General features: G+C 71.7%; 17 protein-coding genes. 8 read left to right on the forward strand and 9 right to left on the reverse strand.

Translation table 11 applies throughout. The features are described 5' to 3' along the window. Positions 1-192 precede the first annotated feature (192 nt). Both FB465_RS21470 and FB465_RS21475 read right to left on the reverse strand, forming a co-directional pair. Positions 193-723 (reverse strand): alkyl hydroperoxide reductase, encoded by a 531-nt coding sequence (locus tag FB465_RS21470; RefSeq protein ID WP_145792916.1) that lies wholly within the window; start codon positions 721-723, stop codon positions 193-195. A 2-nt stretch (positions 724-725) separates the two neighbouring features. Then, a complete protein-coding gene (locus tag FB465_RS21475) occupies positions 726-1,277 on the reverse strand; it encodes a peroxiredoxin (protein ID WP_145792918.1) in 552 nt (183 codons plus the stop codon). Between the two features lie 120 nt (positions 1,278-1,397). Between FB465_RS21475 and FB465_RS21480 the strand changes: the two genes are divergently transcribed. The 3 genes from FB465_RS21480 to FB465_RS21490 are packed head-to-tail and all read left to right on the forward strand — an operon-like array spanning position 1,398 to position 4,239. Further along, on the forward strand, positions 1,398-2,372 hold the full coding sequence (locus tag FB465_RS21480; protein ID WP_145792919.1) for a LysR substrate-binding domain-containing protein: 975 nt from the start codon (positions 1,398-1,400) through the stop codon (positions 2,370-2,372). A gap of 23 nt (positions 2,373-2,395) precedes the next feature. Continuing rightward, the gene (locus FB465_RS21485) at positions 2,396-3,508 is read left to right on the forward strand and encodes an AAA family ATPase (protein ID WP_145792921.1); all 1,113 of its coding nucleotides are present in this window, start codon (positions 2,396-2,398) and stop codon (positions 3,506-3,508) included. Continuing rightward, positions 3,505-4,239, forward strand: a complete 735-nt coding sequence (locus tag FB465_RS21490) for an HNH endonuclease family protein (RefSeq protein WP_145792922.1) — start codon at positions 3,505-3,507, stop codon at positions 4,237-4,239. The genes FB465_RS21485 and FB465_RS21490 overlap by 4 nt, the downstream gene beginning before the upstream one ends. Before the next feature lie 12 nt (positions 4,240-4,251). Here the strand turns inward: FB465_RS21490 and FB465_RS21495 are convergent, their stop codons facing one another. The 3 genes from FB465_RS21495 to FB465_RS21505 all read right to left on the reverse strand — a co-directional run bounded on the left by FB465_RS21495 (position 4,252) and on the right by FB465_RS21505 (position 10,314). Beyond that, on the reverse strand, positions 4,252-6,057 hold the full coding sequence (locus tag FB465_RS21495; protein WP_145792924.1) for an ATP-binding SpoIIE family protein phosphatase: 1,806 nt from the start codon (positions 6,055-6,057) through the stop codon (positions 4,252-4,254). 42 nt (positions 6,058-6,099) lie between these two features. After that, positions 6,100-6,759, reverse strand: coding sequence for a class I SAM-dependent methyltransferase (locus FB465_RS21500; protein WP_246193268.1), 660 nt, complete (start codon positions 6,757-6,759; stop codon positions 6,100-6,102). 561 nt (positions 6,760-7,320) lie between these two features. Continuing rightward, positions 7,321-10,314 (reverse strand): AfsR/SARP family transcriptional regulator, encoded by a 2,994-nt coding sequence (locus FB465_RS21505; RefSeq protein WP_145792927.1) that lies wholly within the window; start codon positions 10,312-10,314, stop codon positions 7,321-7,323. A gap of 215 nt (positions 10,315-10,529) precedes the next feature. Here FB465_RS21505 and FB465_RS21510 point away from each other — a divergent pair, with 215 nt between their 5' ends. Continuing rightward, positions 10,530-10,772 (forward strand): hypothetical protein, encoded by a 243-nt coding sequence (locus FB465_RS21510; protein WP_145792929.1) that lies wholly within the window; start codon positions 10,530-10,532, stop codon positions 10,770-10,772. Between the two features lie 60 nt (positions 10,773-10,832). Here FB465_RS21510 and FB465_RS21515 read toward each other — a convergent pair whose 3' ends face one another. Continuing rightward, a complete protein-coding gene (locus tag FB465_RS21515) occupies positions 10,833-12,500 on the reverse strand; it encodes a fumarate hydratase (RefSeq protein WP_145792931.1) in 1,668 nt (555 codons plus the stop codon). A gap of 352 nt (positions 12,501-12,852) precedes the next feature. Here FB465_RS21515 and FB465_RS21520 point away from each other — a divergent pair, with 352 nt between their 5' ends. Then, on the forward strand, positions 12,853-13,572 hold the full coding sequence (locus tag FB465_RS21520; RefSeq protein ID WP_425461198.1) for a DUF1707 SHOCT-like domain-containing protein: 720 nt from the start codon (positions 12,853-12,855) through the stop codon (positions 13,570-13,572). 278 nt (positions 13,573-13,850) lie between these two features. Next, a complete protein-coding gene (locus tag FB465_RS21525) occupies positions 13,851-14,249 on the forward strand; it encodes a WhiB family transcriptional regulator (RefSeq protein WP_145792933.1) in 399 nt (132 codons plus the stop codon). A 74-nt stretch (positions 14,250-14,323) separates the two neighbouring features. Here the strand turns inward: FB465_RS21525 and glpX are convergent, their stop codons facing one another. After that, entirely contained in the window at positions 14,324-15,367 is a 1,044-nt protein-coding gene (gene glpX / locus FB465_RS21530; protein WP_145792934.1) for a class II fructose-bisphosphatase, read from the reverse strand. A 233-nt stretch (positions 15,368-15,600) separates the two neighbouring features. On the opposite strand from glpX, the gene FB465_RS21535 reads away from it, so the two are divergent. Further along, the gene (locus FB465_RS21535) at positions 15,601-16,104 is read left to right on the forward strand and encodes a DUF4245 domain-containing protein (protein ID WP_145792936.1); all 504 of its coding nucleotides are present in this window, start codon (positions 15,601-15,603) and stop codon (positions 16,102-16,104) included. A 57-nt stretch (positions 16,105-16,161) separates the two neighbouring features. Here FB465_RS21535 and FB465_RS21540 read toward each other — a convergent pair whose 3' ends face one another. After that, complete coding sequence (locus FB465_RS21540; protein ID WP_145792937.1) at positions 16,162-16,755, reverse strand: malonic semialdehyde reductase; 594 nt, start codon at positions 16,753-16,755, stop codon at positions 16,162-16,164. Positions 16,756-16,866: 111 nt separating this feature from the next. After that, positions 16,867-17,097, reverse strand: coding sequence for an exodeoxyribonuclease VII small subunit (locus FB465_RS21545; RefSeq protein ID WP_145792939.1), 231 nt, complete (start codon positions 17,095-17,097; stop codon positions 16,867-16,869). A 70-nt stretch (positions 17,098-17,167) separates the two neighbouring features. On the opposite strand from FB465_RS21545, the gene FB465_RS21550 reads away from it, so the two are divergent. Beyond that, on the forward strand, positions 17,168-17,662 hold the full coding sequence (locus FB465_RS21550) for a GNAT family N-acetyltransferase (protein ID WP_145792941.1): 495 nt from the start codon (positions 17,168-17,170) through the stop codon (positions 17,660-17,662). Position 17,663 lies beyond the last annotated feature (1 nt).

Consider the following 17,663-nt stretch of genomic DNA (forward strand, 5'->3'; position numbering starts at 1 on the left):
GCGCGCAACCGTGCAGCTACGTGGATGCCTGGTCGCGCAGTTCCTCGCGCCCCTAGAGGTTCGCCGGTTGCGTCGGACGGCGCAGGTGGCAAACCACCAGGGGCGCGAGGAACTGCGCGAAGTCGGAAGATGACGGCCTGAGCCTTCCGATCCCGCGCAGTTCCCCGCGCCCCTAGAGGTTCGCCGGTTGCGTTACGGCAGCAGCGCCTCGGAGTCGAGGGTCGCGGCGACGGCCTGGACGACCGCGGCGATCTTCATCGAGGCCTGGATGACCTCGCGCTCGACGCCCGCCTTGCGCAGTACGGCCTCGTGCGAGTCGAGGCACTGCCCACAGCCGTTGATCGCGGACACCGCGAAGCACCAGAGCTCGAAGTCGGCCTTCTCCACGCCCGGGGTGCCGATGATGTTCATCCGCAGACCCGCCCGCATGCTGCTGTACTCCTTGTCGGAGAGCAGGTGCAGCGTCCGGTAGTAGACGTTGTTCATCGCCATGACGGCCGCCGCGCCCTTGGCGGCGTTGTACGCCTCGGGCTTCAGGTTGGCCTTGGCCTCGGGCTCCAGCTCACGCAGCACGGAGGGGCTGCGGGTGGCCATCGCGCAGGCCAGCACGGTGCCCCAGAGCTGCTGCGTCGGGAGGTCGGAGTTGCCGATGACCGCGCTCAGGTTGAGCTTGAGGTCCTTGGCGTAGTCGGGGAGGGCTGCCTTCAGCTCGTCAAGCGCCATGATCAGCCGGCCAGCAGCTGCTCGGCGTCAAGGGTCGCCTCGCCCTTGTTCCAGTTGCACGGGCACAGCTCGTCGGTCTGCAGGGCGTCCAGCACCCGCAGGACCTCCTTGGGGTTACGGCCGACGGAGCCCGCGGTCACCATGACGAACTGGATCTCGTTGTTCGGGTCGACGATGAACACCGCGCGCTGGGCGGTGCCGTCGGCGGCCTCGACGCCGCAGGCGCGCATGAGGTCGTGCTTGACGTCGGCCAGCATCGGGAAGGGCAGGTCACGCAGGTCGGCGTGGTCCTTGCGCCAGGCGTGGTGGACGTACTCGGAGTCGCCGGAGACGCCGAGGATCTGGGCGTCGCGGTCGGCGAACTCCTCGTTCAGCTTGCCGAACGCGGCGATCTCGGTCGGGCAGACGAAGGTGAAGTCCATCGGCCAGAAGAAGACGATCTTCCACTTGCCCTCGTAGGTCTTGTGGTTGATCTCGGCGAAGGCGTTCGCGGCGTCGAGGTCGACGCAGGCGTTGAGTTCGAACTCGGGGAACTTGTCACCGATCGTGAGCACGTTCGCTTCTCCTGAGGTGAGGCGTGAGGGTGTCTGTCCGGATTGCGGACGCCCAAGAGTTCCACATAGTGGACTGATCGGGGAAATAGCTAGACTCGATGCATCTGATCGGAGAGAGCTATCAATACGCACCAACCCAGACCCCGGGGGCCCCGCACCCCGTCGGTCGCCCAGCTCAAGGCCTTCGTCGCGGTCGTCGAGCACCGCCACTTCAGGGACGCCGCGGCGGCGATCGGCACCAGCCAGCCCGCGCTCTCGGGCGCGGTCGCCGCGCTGGAGGAGACGCTCGGCGCGCAGTTGGTCGAGCGTACGACGCGAAAGGTCATCATCACTCCACTGGGTGAGCGTGTGGCCGATCACGCGCGCCGGGTCCTCGCCTCCCTGCATGCTCTCACCGAGGAGGTGGAGGCGGCCCGCCGCCCCTTCACCGGCCCGCTCCACCTCGGCGTGATCCCGACCGTGGCCCCGTACCTGCTGCCGACCGTGCTGCGACTGGTCCGCGACAGCTACCCGGACCTGGAGCTGCACGTCCACGAGGAGCGCACCCCTTCCCTGCTGGAGGGGCTGGCCGGCGGGCGCCTGGACGTCCTGCTGCTCGCCCTCCCCGCGGGCGGCGCCTCGCCCACCCGGGACATTCCGCTTTTCGACGAGGACTTCGTCCTGGTCACCCCACCCGAGCACGAGCTCGCCGGGCGGATCGACGTGCCGCGCGACGTGCTGCTCGACCTGGACGTGCTGCTGTTGGAGGAGGGCCACTGCCTGCGCGACCAGGCCCTCGACATCTGCCGCGAGGTCGGCGCCGACCCCTCGGGCGGTACGACCCGCGCCGCCGGCCTCTCCACCCTCGTCCAGCTGGTGGCCGGCGGCCTCGGCGTCACCCTGCTGCCCGCCACCGCGCTCGACGTCGAGGCCGGCCGTACCGACCGGCTCGCCGCCGTACGCTTCGCCGCCCCGGCCCCCGGCCGCCGGATCGGCCTCGCCACCCGGCCCGGCTCGGCGCGCAGCGCCGAGTACGACCGCTTCGCCGACTCACTGCGCGAGGTGCTGCGCGAGCTGCCGGTTCGAATCGTGGAGCGAGGGGGAGTCAGTACCTAGGACTACGTGCCAAGGGGGTGGCCATGTACGTCTCCAGGCTCAGCGTCGAGAACATCAGGGGATTCCACGGAGCCAGGAACGTCGATCTCGACCTGACCAGGCCCGACGGCTCGTACGCGGGCTGGACGGTGCTGGCCGGGCCCAACGCGTCCGGAAAGTCCACGCTGCTGCGGGCGATCGCGCTGGCGCTCGGCGCAGGGGCCGGAGACGGGTGCGCGTCCTGGCTGCACACCGGCGCGGCCGAGGGCGGGGTGCGGGCCGGGGAGCACCGGTGGTGGCTCACCCGCACCGAGGACGGCGTCACCGAGCAGCGTTCCTCCGGCGACCGGGGGCTCTGCGCGAGCTTCGGACCCCACCGCGAGGACATCGGCGAGATCACCGGCTGGCTGGCCGAGCAGCACCTGCTCCGGCTCGAACGGCGGTCCGGCGCCGCCGAGCTGCTCCGAGGCATCACGGCTCTGCTGGACGACGGACTGCTGCCCGAGGGGCACCGCGTGGCCCGGGTCGACTCCGACGGGCTCTGGGTCGCCCAGGGCGGGGCGGAGTTCCCGTTGGGCGAGCTGGGCGACGGGGCCAGGGCGGTGGCAGCCCTGGTGCTCGGCCTGGTCCGGCATGCCCAACAGGTGGACGAAGAGGCCGAGTTGGTCGTCGTCGGCGAGGTGCCCACGGTCCCGGTGGGCGGAGTCGTCCTGATCGACGAGGCGGAGGCGCACCTGCACCTGGGCTGGCAGCAGCGCCTCGGTGAGTGGCTGGTGGCGCACTTCCCGAACGTCCAGTTCATCGTCAGCACGCACAGCCCGTACATCTGCCAGGCCGCGGACCCGGGCGGCCTGATCCGGCTGGCCGGCCCGCAGGAGCAGGCGCCGCCGCGCATCCTGGACGACGACCTCCACCAGCGCATCGTCTACGGCAGCGGAGACGATGCCGCGCTCTCCGAGCTCTTCGGCCTCGGCAGCCCGTACTCGCCGCAGGCCGAGGCCGAGCGCCGGCTGCTGATCGCGCTGGAGCGGAAGCTGTACGCGGGCCAGGCCTCCCGCTCCGAGGTCGCCGAGTACCAGGAGCTCGGCGCCAAGCTCAACAGCTCGCTGAGCGCCCGGGTGGACGAGGTGCGAGCGCGTCAGGGCGGTGACCGGTGATTCCGCTCCAACGGCCCCAGCTGCAGGCACAGTTGGCGGCCGACCTGGCGCGCCGTACCGAGGCGATCCGGGCCGCCGGGCCCAGCACCGCCACCGGCCGGGCCGCCTGGCGCACCGCCCGTGAACCCAAGGCCCGGCTGCGGGTGCTGCTGCACCGGATGGCACCCGGCCTGGTCCGCTGCATGTACTGCGGCGACAACCTTGGCACCGACATCGACCACTTCGAGCCGATCGCCCGCGCCCCGCTGCGCACCTTCGACTGGCACAACCACCTGCTGGCCTGCGCCTTCTGCAACAGCAACCAGAAGCGCGACCGCTTCCCCTGCGACCCGGTCACCGGTGCCCACCTGCTGATAGACCCGGCCCGCGAGGACCCGGCGGACCACCTGCTGCTCTACCTGGAGTCGGGCTCCTACGAGGGCCTCACCCCCAAGGGCGAGGCCACCATCGACGTCTTCGCCCTCAACGCCCGCGCCGAGCTGGTCCGGGGGCGCAGGCTGGCCTTCACCGTGGTGAAGGCCCTGCTGCGGGAGTGGCACACCCAGTCCAGGCGCGGTGACCCGGCGACCGGCCAGGAGGTCGCCGACTCGCTCCGGATGCTGTGGCAGGCGGACGTGCTGCGCGCGGTCGTCAGGCTCGCCCGCACCCCGGCCCTGGCGGCGACCGTCCTCGGCCCCGACGCCTTCACCGCGCTGCAGGCGCTGGCCCGCGAGGACCCGCGCTTCCGCTGAGCTCGCGGACCCCTACGGCAGGCGCTGCTCGAACCAGACCACCTTGCCCGCCCCGAGTCTGGTCGCGCCCCAGCGCTCGGCGCACCTGGCCACTATCTGCAGACCTCGCCCCCGCTCGTCGTCCGGCCCGGCCCGGCGGGCGCGAGGCAGCAGTGCGCTGTCGTCGCCGACCTCGCAGCGAAGCACCGAGGTGCGGACCAGCCGGAGCGTCACCGGGCGGGTGGCGTGCTGGATCGCGTTGGTCACCAGCTCGCTGACCATCAACTCGGTACTGTCCGCCAGCCGTTCGAGCCCCCAGCGGCGGAGCGCGTGCCCGGCGAGCCGGCGCGCCCGGCCCGGCGTCTCATGGCGGGGCTGGAGGTACCAGTACGCGACGTCCTCGGCCGGGATGCCGTCGAAGGCGGCGGCGAGCAGGGCGATGTCGTCGCCCCGGTCGCCGGGCGGGAGGATCCGCAGGGCCTCCTGGCACAGGTGTTCCGGGGAGTGCCGGTGTGCGGTGCTGAGCCGGCTGCGGAGCAGCTCGAGCCCGGTGCTCAGGGAGCGTCGCCTCGACTCCACCAGGCCGTCGGTGAAGAGCAGCAGGGCGGACCCGGGAGGTGCAGGCAGCTCGACCGAGGAGAAGTCCACCCCGCCGACCCCGATCGGCGCACCCGACGGCAGCTCGAGCAGTTCGGTACGGCCGTCCGGCTGGACCAGCACCGGCGGGACGTGGCCCGCGTTGGCGAGCACCACCCGGTTGGCGATCGGGTCGTAGACCGCGTACACGCAGGTCGCCAGGTGCTGTTCCCGGCCGAGTCGTTGGGCCTGCTCGTCGAGGTGGTAGAGCACCTCGTGCGGCGGCAGGTCGAGGGCGGCCAGGGTCTGCGCGCTGGTGCGCAGCTGGCCCATGATGGCGGCCGAGGTGAGGGAGTGGCCCATGACGTCACCGACGATCAGGGCGACCCGGTTCCCGGGCAGCGGCACCGAGTCGTACCAGTCTCCGCCGACCTGGGCGCCGCTCTCGCCGGGGAGGTAGCGGTGGGCCAGGCGGACGCCGTGCCGCTGCGGGAGATGGGTCGGCAGCATGCTGCGCTGCAGCTCGTCGGCGATCTCCCACTCGCGGGAGTAGCGCAGCGCGGTGTCCACCGCGAGGCCTGCCTGGGTGGCCAGGTGCGCGGCGGTGGCGGCGTCGGTCGAGTCGAAGGCGGTGTCCCCGGAGGCGGTGTCCTCGAAGGCGGTGCTCTCGGAGGTCGGGTCGGAGGCCGAGTCGGTGAGCGAGTCCTTGCCCGGGCGGCGGATCAGCAGCAGCAGCCCGAGCACGGCCTTGCGGCCGCGCAGCGGCAGGGCGAGGAGCGCCGTGCCGGCGGCGAGCCGGCCGAGGGTGCGGGCGCCGTACAGCTCCTCCAGCAGCGGGCGGAGCCGGGCGGCGGACGGCGTGCCGAGCACCACCGGGCCGGTCGGCAGCTGCCGGCCGAGGACGGCGGCAAGTGCGCCGCCCGGCCGGACCTGCCGGGTCCGGGACCGGCGGCCGAGGCGGGTGCCGTGGGCATGGTGGATGGTCAGCGCGACGGGGCAGCCCGGGTCGCGCTCGATGTTGGGCAGCGGGTCGCGCAGGTGGACGACGGCGGCGTCGGCCAGGGCGGGGACGAGGACCTTGCCGAGGTTGCGCAGGGTGGCCGCCAGGTCGAGCGAGCTGTTGATCCGACGGGTCGCGCTGTCCAGGTACGCCAGACGTTCGGCGATCCGGGGCCGCCCGTCCGCGCCCGGCGCCGACGACGGACGGCGCTGGGTGGGGACGGCAGGCGGCTGCCCTGCCTGGAGCTCGGGATGGTCACGCACAGGCGGCCCGTTCTGGGAGGTCGAGGTGGGTGCGAGGTGGCGTCAGTCGATCCGCCGACAGCGCAGGAACAACTGCTCCTCCGGAGGGAGCGCGGTGCTGGCGGGGGCGTACGGGTGGCCGGAGTGATCCTCGACGGCGAAGCCCGCCCCGGCGAGCGTCTGCTCCAACTCCTCGCGCAGGTACCCGCTTATCTTGATCTCGTGACCGAGGAAGGGCAGCGGCGCGTGGTCGAGGTCCGCCTCGACCATGCCGAGCGCCAGCAGGCCGCCGGGCCGCAGCAGCTCGCGGATCCGGCCGAGGACCACCGGGATCTCGTCCTGGGGCAGCAGGATCAGTGAGAAGAAGGCGGTGGCCGCGGCGAAGCTCCCGGCCGCGGCCGGGCCCAGCTGTGGTGCTCCCCAGGCCATCTCGGCCCGCGGGGTGGCCAGGTCGTACATGTCGATGCGGTGGTAGGCGGCGGCCGGCGCGGTCCGCCGGGCCAGTCTCAACATGCCGTCGGAGAGGTCGATGCCGGTGACCCGCAGGCCGCCCTGGGTCAGCTGGAGGATCGTCGGATCGCCGGTGCCGCACCCGACGTCGAGCACCGGAGCGCCGGGCTCCAGCTGACGCAGCAGCCAGCCGCCGCACTCCAGTTGACCGGCCTTGGCGGGGAACGCCTCGCCGTAGCGGGCGCCGATGGTGTCGAAGGCGACGGCCTGCAGGGCACGCTCGGCGCGGCGGCGGCAGACCTGCTGGTCGGCGGGGGCGGGCCCGTGGCCCCGGGCGGGATCGGATATCTGTCCGGTCGTCACGATTGAGAGGCACCTTTCCACCCTGGCCGACGGCCGGCAGTACTGGGCGGATGACCCCGGGCCCATGGCCTACTGCCTGCTGCGGTCCGTCACGCTCCCCGCGTCACTCCGTGCTGTGTCGGTCCTGCTGCCGTTCCACTGGTGAGACTGCACTGGCATCCGACAATAGGCGTGATCACTCGGCGATGGGGTCCCTTTCCGGCCAACTCGTGGTTGTTGGGACGAATATGGCCGGGATCGCGGGAGCACGACGGGGCGGGCGGGGTGGCGCGGGCGCCGGTCCCGCGCCGCGGGGCGCGCCCGGGTGAGCGGCGCTCACCTGCGGTGACGCCGTGTTGCGCAACGTTTATCGAACGTCAATCGGTGGCTGCCACAGTTGCATCAGCGCCGGGGAAGCGTCGAGGCGCTCCCGCAGCCGGGGGGCTGCGGGAGCGCCGACGCACGGGGGGACCTCCTGTCGGGGGACGGAGGTCACGGCGCGGGGGGTGCGGTGGGCTCGGTGTGCTGCTGCTCGATGAGGTCCTGTACGGGGAGGGCCTCGGGCACACCGAGCCGCGTGAACACGGCGAGCGCCTCCTGGAGGCAGGCCAGCCCGCGAGCGGGCTGACCCAACTTCAGGAGCGCCTCGCCGAGCGCCGCATTGGCGAGGCCCTGGCAGTACGCGGCGTCGAGCTCCTGCGCGATCGCCAGGGACTCCTCGGCCGCTTCGGCGGCCTCGGAGAACTGGCCGTCCGCCAGCAGGCAGGGCGCCAGCCGGGCGAGCGAGTAGCCGGCCCGGAGCTGGTTCTGCTGGGACCCGTACATCTCGTGGGCCTCGCGCAGGTGTGCGGCGGCGTCGGAGGGCGAGCCGGTCGATCCCAGGACGACGCCGAGTTGGTACAGGGTGTCGGCGAGGCACGGTCCGTTGCCGGACGCGCGGGCGGTCGTCACCGCATCGTGCGCCGACCGGGCCGCGGCTTCGGGCTGGCCCATGTCGAGATGGGCCCGGGCGATGTTGCCCAGCAGTCGAGCCTCGCTGACGGTGGCGCCGATGCTGCGGCTCATGGTGTACGCCTGCTCGAAGAACGGCAGGGCCTCCGCCGAGCGGTCGGCGAAACTCAGCACGATGCCGAGCAGGTTGGAGACCGTCGGGCGCAGCATGGTGTCACCGCCCGTGCCCTGGAGCTCCAGGCTCTCCCGCAGGGAGATCTCCGCCTCCTGGAACTCGCCCGTGAGGTGCTGCAGGAAGCCCTGGGCGAAGCGGATCCGGGCGAGCGCCGCGGAATCTCCGTGCGACTTGGCGTTCGTCCCGGCGATCTGCAGGATCCGGCGGATGCGCTGCCCGTGCGTGGAGTCCTCCACCAGGGTGTTCAGCACGATCAGCACGTCCACGGCCGGCCGAAGCAGCTCGGACGGCTCCTGGGCGGCCGCCTCGACACTGCTCAGCAGCAGCCCGAGTTCGGCCCTGAGCCAGTCGTGGGCCGCGTCCGGGCCGTCGAAGGTCAGCGCTGTCGCCGTCGGGCTGTGCAGCGGCTCGGGCAGGACGTCGTCCGGTTCGATGGTCTGGGCGATGTTGCGCAGGATCGCGAGCAGCAGGTCCAGCAGGCGCAGCAGCGCGGCCTGCTGCTCCTCGGCGGCCTGCCCCTCCTCGGCCGCCTTGGCCTTCTCGCTCTGCCGCTGGGCGAACAGCCGGAGCAGGTCGTGGTACCGGTACCGGCCCGGGGTGAAGCACTCCAGCATGTTGGCCTCGACCAGTGCCTCGGCCAGTTGCTCCGCCCGCCGCTCGTCGACACCGAGCAGTGCCGACACCGCCTCCAGCGGGAGATCGGCGGAGTCCACCAGCGACAGCAGCCGGAAGGCCTGCTGCTCCTCGGGCCGCAGCTGCGCGTAGCCGAGGCCGATGGTGGTCTCCACCGCGAGATTTCCGAGCTGCAACTCGTCCAGCCGCCGCCGCTGGTCCGCTAACCGACGGGCCAGGTCGGACACACTCCAGCGAGGGCGGCTTGCCAGCCGGGCGGCGGCGATCCGGACCGCGAGCGGGAGGAAGCCGCAGGCCCTGACCACCGCAAGGGATGCCTCGGGCTCGGCCGCGACCCGCTGTTCGCCGACGATGGCCGAGAACAGCGCCAGCGCCTCCTCCGGCGTCAGCTCCTCGACGTCGACCAGGTGTGCACCCGGCAGCCCGGCGAGCCGGGAGCGGCTGGTGGCCAGCACGGCGCACCCGGCGACACCGGGGATCAGCGGCGTCAACTGCTCGGCGTCCTGGGCGTTGTCCAGCAGGATGAGCATGCGCCGGTTGGCGAGCAGAGAGCGGTACAGCGCCGCCCGCTGCTCCAGCGAGTCCGGGGTCTCCGGCGCTCCCAGCGCATAGAGGAAGTCCCCGAGCACCACGGCGGGATCGGCGGGCGAGGCGCCGGCACCCCGCAGGTCGACGTAGAGCTGGCCGTCGGGGAATTCCGTCCGGACGCTGTGGGCCACATGCACGGCAAGAGTGGTCTTGCCGACCCCTCCGATTCCGGCCAGAGAAGTGACCACGACGGCCTGTCCCGCCGCACTGCGCAGGACATCCCGCAGTTCGCCGACGAGTTCGGCCCGACCGCTGAAGTCCGAGACATCTGCCGGAAGTTGGGCAGGGGGGGTGAACGGAATGGTTTCGTCCGGTTCGGCCGGGCGTGATCCGCGCGAGGGCTCGGGCATCAGCGCCGGGTCGGCCGCGAGAATCCGGGAGTGCATCGTCGCCAGCCGCGTGCCCGGCTCGACCCCGAGCTCCTCGATCAGGAGCTTGCGGGTGTCCGCGTAGACGCCGAGCGACTCCGCCTGGCGCCCGCATCGGTAGAGCGCGAGCATCAGCAGCTCCCGCAGCCGTTCGCGCAGCGGGTGTTCGGCGGCGAGAGAGCTCAGTTCGGCGACCACCTCGGCGTGCAGCCCGATGTCCAGGGCGGTGGCGCAGAGTTCCTCCTCGGCGGTGACCTGCCGCTCGGCCAGCCGGAGCCGCTGTGCATCGGCGTACGGCCCGGGGACACCGGTCAGCGGGCGGCCGCTCCACAGGGCCAGCGCGGAGGCCAGCAGGCGGTGCGCGGTGTGCAGCTCACCGGCGGTCCGAGCCTTCGCGGCCTCGGCACACGCGGTGTCGAACACCGGCAGGTCGACGGCGTCCGACGGGATGCGCAGGGCATAGCCGTCGCTGACGGAGACCAGTAGCTCGGCGGGCGCGCGCACCTCGCGGTTCGGTTCGATGACGCCGCGCAGCCGGGAGATGTAGGTCCGCAGAGCGGCGACGGCCTGCGGTGGGGGACGGTCGCCCCAGAGCCCGTCCACCAGGTCCTGGGTCGTCACCGGCCGGCCGTGGTGGAGCAGCAGCATGGTGAGGACGGCCTGCTGCTGTGGTGACCCGAGGGCGAGGGCCTGGTCTCCACGCCAGGCCTGGACAGGACCGAGCACCTGGAAGCGCAGCGCATGGGTGTGCGGCGTTTCCCGAAGCTCCATGAAATCCCCCGATGGCCTGTGGTGGTGCTTCCCGAGCGCTACTTGATGGTTCGTCGCAGTGCGTCAGCCTATGGGGAAGCGAGCAAACGTTGGAGAAGAGCACAGGCGGCGCGATGTTTATAGGACATTTAACGACCTCTACGATACTGTCCGGGCGCCCTGACGGATCGGGGTGGGTTTGATGAGATCTGACAAACCGAAAGGCGGCCCAGACCATGGCCGACAACGAGAGCACCAGCACCACGGCCCCGGCCGTCGCCGAGCCGGTCGTCGAAGCGCAGCCCGTCGAGCACGCCGTGCCCGCTGCGGACGACGCCTCCCTCCTGGACGTACTGACCGGCCTCGACGCGGACGACGCCGAGCTGGCTGCCGAGCCGACGACCGTCGAGCAGAAGCCCGCGGACACCGACCCGGGCCGCACCTTCGAGCCGCTCGGTACCATCACCAGCCGCCCGTAACGGAATTCCGCGAGTGCCCCGCGCCACCACCGGTGGCACGGGGCACAGTCGTTTCCGGTCCTACTCGGCCGAGCGCACCCGCAGGTTGGTGATCAGCGGGCCGTCGGTGACCTCGGCGAAGAAGTCGTTGCCCTTGTCGTCGACCACGATGAAGGCCGGGAAGTCCTCGACCTCGATGCGCCAGACCGCCTCCATGCCGAGCTCGGCGTACTCCAGGACCTCGACCTTCTTGATGCAGTCCTGCGCCAGCCGCGCAGCCGGGCCGCCGATCGAGCCGAGGTAGAAGCCGCCGTGCTCGGCGCAGGCCTTGGTGACCTGCTTGGAGCGGTTGCCCTTGGCGAGCATCACCATCGAGCCGCCGGCCGCCTGGAACTGGTCGACGTAGCTGTCCATCCGGCCCGCCGTGGTGGGGCCGAAGGAGCCGGAGGCGAAGCCATCGGGGGTCTTGGCGGGGCCGGCGTAGTAGACCGGGTGGTCCTTCAGGTACTGGGGCATGCCCTCGCCCGCGTCCAGCCGCTCCTTGATCTTGGCGTGCGCGATGTCGCGGGCCACGACCAGCGTGCCGGTGAGCGAGAGGCGGGTCTTCACCGGGTACTTGGAGAGCTCGTTGCGGATGTCGGCCATCGGCCGGTTGAGGTCGATGAACACCGCCTCGTCGTCGAGGTCCTCATCGAGCGTCTCCGGCAGGTACTTCGCCGGGTCGGTCTCCAGCTGCTCCAGGAAGATGCCCTCGGCGGTGATCTTGCCGAGCGCCTGGCGGTCGGCCGAGCAGGAGACGGCCATCGCGACCGGCAGCGAGGCGCCGTGGCGCGGCAGGCGGATGACCCGCACGTCGTGGCAGAAGTACTTGCCGCCGAACTGCGCGCCGATGCCGATCTTCTGGGTCAGCTCGGTGACCTTCGCCTCCAGCTCCAGATCGCGGAAGCCGTGGCCGGTGGCGGCGTCGCCTGAGGTCGGCAGCTCGTCCAGGTAGTGCGCCGAGGCGTACTTGGCGGTCTTCAGCGCGAACTCGGCGCTGGTACCGCCCACCACGATCGCCAGGTGGTACGGCGGGCAGGCGGCCGTGCCCAGCGAGCGGATCTTCTGCTCCAGGAACGAGAGCATGCTCGCCTCGTTCAGGATCGCCTTGGTCTCCTGGTACAGGTACGACTTGTTGGCGCTGCCGCCGCCCTTGGCCATGAAGAGGAACTTGTACGCGTCGCCGTCCGTCGCGTAGAGCTCGATCTGCGCGGGCAGGTTGGAGCCGGTGTTCTTCTCGTCCCACATGGTGACCGGGGCCATCTGCGAGTAGCGCAGGTTGAGCTTGGTGTACGCGTCGTACACGCCACGGGCGATGGCGGCCTCGTCCCGGCCCGAGGTGAGCACGTTCTGGCCGCGCTTGCCCATCACGATCGCGGTGCCGGTGTCCTGGCACATCGGCAGGATGCCGCCGGCCGAGATGTTGACGTTCTTCAGCAGGTCCAGCGCCACGAAGCGGTCGTTCGGGCTGGCCTCCGGGTCGTCCAGGATGCGGCGCAGCTGGGCCAGGTGGGCGGGCCGGAGGTAGTGCGAGATGTCGTGCATCGCCTCGGCGGTGAGCAGCCGCAGGGCCTCGGGCTCGACCTGCAGGAAGCGGCGGCCGCCGGCCTCGAAGGTGCTGACGCCCTCGGAGGTCAGCTTCCGGTACGGGGTCGGGTCGGCACCGAGGGGGAGGAGGTCGGAGTAGGCGAACTCTGGCGTGGGAGCCATGGGGGAGGTCCTTAACTGATCCGGCTGCGTCGACGAAGCACCCTCAAGGGTAGGTGCCGGGGAACCCCGTACCGCGCCCAGGTGAGCCTGCGTGACCGAGCTCACGATCGCGAGCGAACCGAAGGGCGCGCCGGTGCCGAAAGGGAGGAGCGAGGAAGGGAGCGGTGGGCCCCTCCTGCCCGTTGGCGGGCAAGGAGGGAGACCGCGGGAGCCTGGGCCCCTCCTGCCCGAGGGCGGGCAAGGAGGGAGAGTGTCGGCACCGGGTCAGAGCGCCCGGAGGCGAGCCGAGCCCCATGAAGCCGAGTCGTGGGAACTGCCGTTCGGGACGGGGCTCGGTGGCTAGTCTTGCCCCGTGGACAACTCGCCGTCGCAGGACGACCAGGGCCAGGTGCCCGTACCCATGACGAAGCCCGAGCTCAAGCCCGAGCCCCGGCCCCACACCACGCCGGTCGCCGAGGCCGAGCTGCGCGCCTCGGACGCCGACCGCGAGCGGGTGGCGGACCTGCTCCGCGACGCGTACGCCGAGGGCCGGCTCACGATGGAGGAGCACTCCGAGCGGATCGAGGCGGCCTACAACGCCAAGACCTTCGGCGAGCTGGCCCCGCTGACCAGGGACCTGCCCGCGCACCGTCCGATCTCGATGGAGAAGCCGCCCCTGGCCGACGTCCGGCCGCCGCTGCCCCCGGCGCGGCAGGAGTCGCCGTCGATGGTCGCCATCTTCGGCGGGGCGAGCCGCAAGGGCCGCTGGCGGGTGGGTTCGCACCTGCGCGCGGTGGCGGTCTTCGGCGGGGTGGAGATCGACCTCACGGACGCCGTCTTCGAGTCGCCCGAGGTGGTCATCGAGGTGGCGGCGGTCTTCGGCGGCGTGGACATCAAGGTGCCGGAGAACGTGAGCCTGCACGGCGGCGGCGTCGGCATCTTCGGCGGCTTCGACGTCAAGGAGCAGACCGCGGCCGACCCGTACGCGCCGGTGGTACGGGTGAAGGGCGCGGCCGTGTTCGGCGGCTGCGAGGCGAAGCCGCGCCGGGGCAAGAAGCTGCGCGAGTGGGTGCGCAAGCAGCTCGACCAGTAGTGCGGCGCGGGGTCGTAGGCGGACGGGCGACCTCACGCTCCGTCAACTCCTGCTCAGGCACTTGACGTTGTGACGAGTGCACTCCGTAGTCGATTGCGTGCGGTGTGCATGAATCGGGATACGGCGGGGTAGTTCCTCTCGCACATCGTTTCTTGTACGGCTGTGACCCCGGAGGCGGCCGACGCCGAGCTGGCCGACGCCGAACGGGGTGGGGCACGGGGCAGCCGGGCAGTGATGCGAGCCTTCCCCCGAGTCTCGAGCCTCGTCAGGAGTACGCCGTGCTGCATCCGATCGAGTCCAGCGCCCGCAGTGCCAACGTGGTGGCGCGGCGCAGTCCCGCCCCCGGCGCCGGGACGCAGCAGCTCGACCACCCCGAGGACAACCCCTGGCACACCGGGGCGGCCTGCCGCCGCGACGAGGCGGGGCTGTTCTTCGCACCTTCGAAGGAGCCGACCGCAGCCCGGCTCGCGAGGGAGGAGCAGGCCAAGCAGGTCTGCGCACGCTGCCCGGTGCTGCTGGAGTGCCGGGAGCACGCGCTGGCCCAGCCGGAGCCGTACGGCGTGTGGGGCGGGCTGACGGCGGCCGAGCGGCGGGTGGTCCTGGCCCGGCGGCGGCGCCGGGAGACCGAGCTGCGCGAGGCCCGCCGGGTCGGCGCACCGCGGCGGATAGCCGGCTGAAGCCGGACGGCCCTCAACGGCGCGCGGCCCCGGGGAAGGTACTCCCCGAGGCCGCGCCGTGGTCCGTCCGTGCGTCAGTTGGCCCGGTCGAAGTCGATCGCGCTGTACGCCCGCAGCTTGGAGAGCTTGTGGGTGGAGTGGATCTCCCGGATCGTGCCGCTCTTGGAGCGCATCACCAGCGAGCTGGTGGTGGCGGTCTCCTGGCGGTAGTGGACGCCGCGCAGCAGCTCACCGTCGGTGATGCCGGTGGCGACGAAGAACACGTTCTCGCCGCTGACCAGGTCGTCGGTGGTGAGCACCCGGTCGAGGTCGTGGCCGGCGTCCAGCGCCTTCTGCCGCTCGGCCGCGTCCTTGGGCCACAGCCGGCCCTGGATGACGCCGCCCATGCACTTCATGGCGCAGGCCGCGATGATGCCCTCGGGGGTGCCGCCGATGCCCATCAGCAGGTCGACGCCGGTGCCCTCGCGGGCGGTCATGATGGCGCCGGCCACGTCGCCGTCCGAGATGAACTTGATCCGGGCGCCCGCCTCGCGGATCTCCCGGACCAGGCCGTCGTGGCGCGGGCGGTCGAGCACCATCACGGTGACGTCCTCGACGGCGGTGCCCTTGGCCTTGGCGACCCGGCGGATGTTGACCGCCGCCGGGGCGGTGATGTCGACGAAGTCGGCGGCCTCGGGGCCGGCCACCAGCTTGTCCATGTAGAACACGGCGCTCGGGTCGAACATGGTGCCGCGGTCGGCGACGGCCAGCACGGCGACGGCGTTGGCCATGCCCTTGGCGGTCAGCGTGGTGCCGTCCACCGGGTCCACCGCGACATCGCACTCGGCGCCGGTGCCGTCGCCGACCCGCTCGCCGTTGTAGAGCATCGGTGCTTCGTCCTTCTCGCCCTCGCCGATGACGACGATGCCGTTCATCGAGACGGTCGAGACGAGGGTGCGCATGGCCTTGACGGCCGCGCCGTCGGCGCCGTTCTTGTCACCCCGGCCGACCCAGCGGCCGGCCGCCATGGCGGCGGCCTCGGTGACGCGGACGAGTTCGAGGGCGAGGTTCCGGTCGGGAGCCTCGGGGGCCACCACCAGGGAGCTGGGGAGGTTGTTCGGGTACTGCTGCGCGGTCATCGTCGATACCTCTCTGTACGCGACGGCCAGTGAGCGCCCGACTACTGCCTGGTCGAACGCCGTGATGAGGGTGGTGCGATCGTATCTGTCCCCGAGATGACTGTCTGTGGCGCATCTCCCGCTCACCTGCGATCCCGCGCCGTTTTGAGCCGTTTCACCCTCTCGCGGGGACCCCGGGTGTCGGGGCCGGGACCGCGATGGGTCACCATGTGGGGGTGGCAGGGAACAGCAGCATGAGGGGCCGGCAGACGGTACGGGACATGGTCCTGTCGATGCTGGCGGTCGGCGTCGTGGTCTTCGTGGGATACCTGTTCATCCCGCACTCCGGCGGCGACGGCGTGCACGTGGTCGACTACCGCTCGGCGCTCGCCTCGGCGAAGCGCGCGGCGCCCTACCCGGTGCTGGGCCCGCAGGGGCTGTCCGGCGAGTGGCGGGCCACCTCGGTCGAGTACAAGAAGGACGCCAAGGGCCACGCGGTCTGGCACCTGGGCTTCGTCACGCCGTCCGGCCTGTACGCGGCCGTCGAGCAGAGCAACGCGGGCCGGGACGAGGTGATCGCCGCCGTGGTGACCGGCGCGAAGCCCGACGGCAACGCCTCCGTGGCGGGCCAGGACTGGCAGCGCTACCAGGGCGACCCCTACCGGGGCCTGGCCGCACAGACCGGCAGTGCGACCACGGTGATCACCGGCACCGCCTCGTACGACGAGCTGTCGCAGCTCGCGCAGTCGCTGAAGTAGGACTCTCGACACGAAAGCCCCCGGCCGGAGCCGGGGGCTTTCGCATGGAGAGGACCGTCAGACGGTGGTGACGACCTCGTCGTACTCCAGGCGCGGGCTGCGCGGGTACCAGGCGTCCTCGCCCGGCTTGCCGATGTTGACCACGGCCAGCACCGAGTGCTCGCCGTCGCCGAAGAACTCCTTGTTGATGCCCTCGGCGTCGTAGCCGGTCATCGGGCCCGCGGCCAGGCCGGCGGCGCGGACGCCGATGATGAAGTAGCCGACCTGCAGGGCGCCGTTGAAGGCGGCCGAGGCCTCGCGCGCCGGGCGCTCGGAGAAGAAGGCGTCCTTGGCCTGCGGGAAGTGCGGGAACAGGGCCGGCAGTTCCTCGTGGAACTCGTTGTCGGCGGCCAGGATGGCGACCAGCGGGGCGGCGGCCGTCTTGGCCTTGTTGCCGTCACCCAGGTGCTGCACCAGGCGCTGACGCGCCTCGGGGCTGCGGACCAGGACAACGCGCAGCGGCTGCTGGTTCATCGAGGTCGGGGCGTACTTGACCAGGTCGTAGATGGCCTGGACCTGCTCGTCGCTGACCGGCTCGTCGGTGAAGGTGTTGGCCGTGCGGGCCTCGCGGAAGAGAAGGTCCTGCGCGGCAGCGTCGAGTGCCAGGGTCATTGGTGGTCCACCTCATGCTGGGACGGGAAGGCGAGTACGGCCGGGGAGCCGTTCACCAGGACCCAACTATGGGTGAATGTTAAACCATTCCTTGATCGAATGTGATATGCATCACTTCTCCTCGGCGGCCTCCTCGGCCGCCAGTGCCGCATCCAGCCGGGCCCTGGCACCGTCCAGCCAGCGCTGGCAGACCTTGGCCAGCTGCTCGCCGCGCTCCCAGAGCGCCAGAGACTCCTCCAGCGAGACGCCGCCCGCCTCCAGCTGCCGGACCACCTCCAACAGGGCGTCCCTGGCCTGCTCGTAGCCCAGGCTGTCGTCGGTGCCGTTCTGCTGCTCTGTCATGGCGCCAGCGTATGGGGTGGCGCAGACAATTCGGGTGCGCGCGGACGGAAGCCCCCACTAGCCTCCGGCCATGACCCTGGTACGGCCCGCCACCCCCGCCGACGCCCCCGAACTGGTCCGCCTGCGCGGCCTGATGTTCGAGGCCATGCCGAGCATGGCCGGGGATCTGGGCCCCGGCCCGTGGCAGGCCGCTGCCGAGGCCGTCCTCCGTGAGCGGCTGGCCGCGCCGGCCGAGGCCGCCACCATGCCCGCGTTCGTGGTGGACGACCCGGAGCGCCCCGGCCGCCTGGCCTCGTGCGCCGTCGGCACCCTGGAGCGGCGGCTGCCCGCACCCGGCCACCCCGACGGGCGCTTCGGCTTCGTCTTCAACATCTGCACCGACCCCGGCAGCCGCCACCGGGGTTATGCGCGTGCCTGCACCGAGGCCCTGGTGGCCTGGTTCGACGAGCGCCGGGTCACCCGGATCGACCTGCACGCCAGCGAGGGCGGCGAGGCGCTCTACCGCAGCCTGGGCTTCCACGAGCACTCGATCCCGCTGTCCCGCCAGCGGCTGATCAACGACTGAT

Source organism: Kitasatospora atroaurantiaca, assembly GCF_007828955.1.
GTDB lineage: Bacteria > Actinomycetota > Actinomycetes > Streptomycetales > Streptomycetaceae > Kitasatospora > Kitasatospora atroaurantiaca.